Source organism: Bacillus sp. AP50, from assembly GCF_040492675.1.
GTDB classification, from domain to species: domain Bacteria; phylum Bacillota; class Bacilli; order Bacillales; family Bacillaceae_G; genus Bacillus_A; species Bacillus_A cereus.
Map to the genome: position 1 here is coordinate 1 of NZ_JBEUTW010000245.1, position 3,205 is coordinate 3,205.

Consider the following 3,205-nt stretch of genomic DNA (forward strand, 5'->3'; position numbering starts at 1 on the left):
ATTATTAGGAGCTTCATATGTATGCATTTTTGCTAAATCTTTTCCTGCCTCTATACCAATATCATATTGTTCTTTTGGTGAATACGTAGGCAATAGCTTCTTCGCATCTTCCCCTTCTAAATATGAAAAAATACTATAGCATACACCTTCTTCTTCCAATATACCTATTTCAATTGGCCTTTGTGCCTGTACGTTACGTTTTACCATTTCATTTAAAATTTGAAACTCTATTTTCTTTCTTTCATACTCTTTTATATCGCCTGTCCGAAATAAATATTTTTCATTATTTGCATTCGTAATTATATATTTCTTATCTGGAGAGAAACCTTTAGAAATTTCTTCAATATTTGCTGCATCTTTTACTATTTGTATATTGCTTTGCCGTGCTGTAATTATCTTCATATCTATTCCCCTTACATTTCTGCATTTGGTGTATAGGCAACTTCTACAATAAATCCATTCGGATCGTAAAAATCAATCGTATAGTAACCTTCCGAATAATGATTCATTTCAATTGGACCACGTATTACCTTCACTTTCGTACTAGAAAGAAAATCTGCTACTTCATCAACTACTTCTCTATGAATAGCTTGATAACAAATATGTCTAGGCCCTAACGTCCTTACAATTTCCTCATCTACTTCTTTAAAGTATATTTCACTTTCTCCTGTGCTATATGCTACTTCATTTAACTTTCTCCACCCAATTATGGAAAACAACTTATTATAAAAAGAAATGGACTCCTCTAAATTTGCTACCCAAAATTCAATATGATGAATGCCTGCTCGCAGTGTATTCATATTAAGAATACGCTCCTTGTACTACTTGCACAATTTCCATCGGCTTATGAACCATGTAATCTGGTGCATCTTTTTTCACTGTTTCAATAACATCATATCCCCAAGATACCCAAATTACGTTCACTCCAGCCTTTTTACACGCTGCTACGTCTCGCTGTTCATCACCGACATATAACATATCTTTCTCTGTTATCTTTTTCGATTTTAAAAATCTTTTTATCATCTTGTCTTTACCGAACAAATTTTTAGAACAATACACTTCTTGTATATTTTCTATATCATTCTTTTGTAAAAACGCCCGAATATGCTCTTCTGAGTTCGATGATATGACTGCAATTCCGTAGCCTTTTTTATGTAGTTCATCTAATACTTCCTTCATCCCATGGAACAAAATAAGATCTTTTATAGCAGGTTGATACAATTTATAAAACTCCAGCGCTAATATCGGTAGTTTATACAGTGGTACATCGAGTTGTTTACATCTCTCCGCCATCGTTAACTTGCGTAAATACTCAATTTCTTCTTCTCTTACCGTTTTATATCCGTGCTTTTCAGCAATTTGATTATAAATTGGTACAAATATATTTTGTGAATCTACTAATGTGCCATCAAAGTCAAAAACAATATATTTTTGCATTCCCATACTCCCTTTGCTTCTTTTTTCTAAACCTATGTTATTCAACAACATGGTTGTCTGTCCCTTCTATAAAAATAAAAAAGAACAAGATTTTCTCTTGTTCTTTTTAAGAAAGCCATTTCGGCGGTACATTCGTATTCCAATAAATATTTCCTAACTCATGATGTCCTGAGTATCCATCATCAAAACGATGATAATGGAAATTAAAATAATAACCATCTTGCGGTGGATGATCTCTTCTTACATGGAAACGCAATAAATCATTTCCTGATTTCGTATCGTAGACATGAAAAATCTTTTCATTATTCCCACCAGCTGGTTTTTGAGAAATCGCTAATGATTGTAGTGAATCTTCTGGTACATCACTAGCAAGCTCAGCAATTGCCTCTTCAATCTTTGGTAATATTACATCTTTAAATTCATCTTCAATTACTGGACCAATTTTAGTACCAAACTTTTGCATCGACTGCTTCTCTGCTTCTTGCATCGCATAAGTAATAAAAGTATCGGTGGTTAACCTGTCATTCGTTTCTTCATATGTATAGGACGTACTCTCCAAACTTTGTTGCCCAGCTGTGCTCGTAGGCTTGTCCGCAGCTTTGGCATTATCAAGCAATATGGAAGGAGGCGTCACTAAACCAAATGTAAATACGGTAATTAATGCGACTAAGGTTTTTCTAAACCAATTTGGCATTTATGTTCCCTCCCCTTTCACTCATTATTTTTTATATAACGGTGGTTTCTTCTATTATACAAAATGATTGTAATTTTTGCACTTTACAATTTTGTTAACGTTCACATATTTTTCACTTGAATATGAAATTGTAAGATTTCATACAATATTAATACCACGATATTGAGGAGGCACTTGAATGACTTTAGATGTCATGTATTCCGCCGCAAGCATACTCGTTTTAGTATATTTTATTTATCAATGTGTTACAGACTAGAAAAAGAGCCGTCAATGGCTCTTTTTTAATGGTAGAAATACAATCCATACAATTAATAAAATAAAAACAACGCTGCCTACCACAGCTGGCAATAAATAAAACTGTGAAAGTATAACTATTCCATATAAAAGTATTGCTGGTAGTAGTAAATAACGATCTGCCTTCCATCTTAACAATAGTAATTTCCCTTCATCACAATATAAACGAAGAAACATCTTATTCGTAAATTCATTCCAATAATCACGTGCATAGCGAGAAATTGCAACTACAGCAAATACGAGAACAATAGCTGCAATCCACCTTGGAGTCATAATTATACTTGCAGTACTGATACATACAATTTGAATATAAAATATTCGTGCAGTACTTGTACGGAAAAATTCTTTCAAAAAAGATTCGACAATACGAGAATCAGCTTTTTTCCCTAAAAGTCTTTTAGAGCGCGGAAACATCCACGGTTTTTTATTCGAACTACTCGGTTTAGCCGCATGACCACCAACTTGCATAATTCCGCTCGTCCAGCGCATGCTTTCCTCCTTTTCTTTCTCGATTTCTTTAAAAAAGAACTTTTTATAATTCATTTTCTCTTTTACTAATACACTACTTAAGAAAATTACTAGACCGATAAATAAAATTGAATACAACGGATTTTTATAAATAAAAAATAAACTAATTCCAAAAAAGGACACGCTCATAGAAAATACTACATTTTTTACAATCCATAAAACCCATCGTTTCCCCACATGTACATGAACAAATCTCGTTAACAACGACAACATAAATCGAAATATAGTAAAGAATACCCAAAATAATAGGAC

The 3,205-nt window shown here is 33.1% G+C and carries 5 protein-coding genes; all 5 read right to left on the bottom strand.

Going from position 1 to position 3,205, the window contains the following annotated elements:
- Positions 1–402: phosphotransferase (locus ABWK52_RS18225; protein WP_353772061.1), on the bottom strand; the 402-nt coding region annotated here is incomplete at its 3' end.
- 11 nt (positions 403–413) lie between these two features.
- Complete coding sequence (locus ABWK52_RS18230) at positions 414–800, bottom strand: VOC family protein (protein WP_001094668.1); 387 nt, start codon at positions 798–800, stop codon at positions 414–416.
- A gap of 1 nt (position 801) precedes the next feature.
- Positions 802–1,437: an HAD family hydrolase gene (locus tag ABWK52_RS18235; RefSeq protein WP_001987851.1), complete on the bottom strand. Its 636-nt coding sequence runs from the start codon at positions 1,435–1,437 to the stop codon at positions 802–804.
- A 106-nt stretch (positions 1,438–1,543) separates the two neighbouring features.
- Positions 1,544–2,131, bottom strand: coding sequence for a YpjP family protein (locus ABWK52_RS18240; RefSeq protein WP_001134421.1), 588 nt, complete (start codon positions 2,129–2,131; stop codon positions 1,544–1,546).
- A gap of 267 nt (positions 2,132–2,398) precedes the next feature.
- The coding region (locus ABWK52_RS18245; protein ID WP_353772062.1) for an ABC transporter permease at positions 2,399–3,205 on the bottom strand (807 nt) is incomplete at its 5' end.

What these genes read in the sequence shown, in the direction of transcription:
- ABWK52_RS18230 (WP_001094668.1), bottom strand. Translation starts at nt 800, where the DNA reads ATGAATACACTGCGAGCAGGCATTCATCATATTGAATTTTGGGTAGCA.
- ABWK52_RS18235 (WP_001987851.1), bottom strand. Translation starts at nt 1,437, where the DNA reads ATGCAAAAATATATTGTTTTTGACTTTGATGGCACATTAGTAGATTCA.
- ABWK52_RS18240 (WP_001134421.1), bottom strand. Translation starts at nt 2,131, where the DNA reads ATGCCAAATTGGTTTAGAAAAACCTTAGTCGCATTAATTACCGTATTT.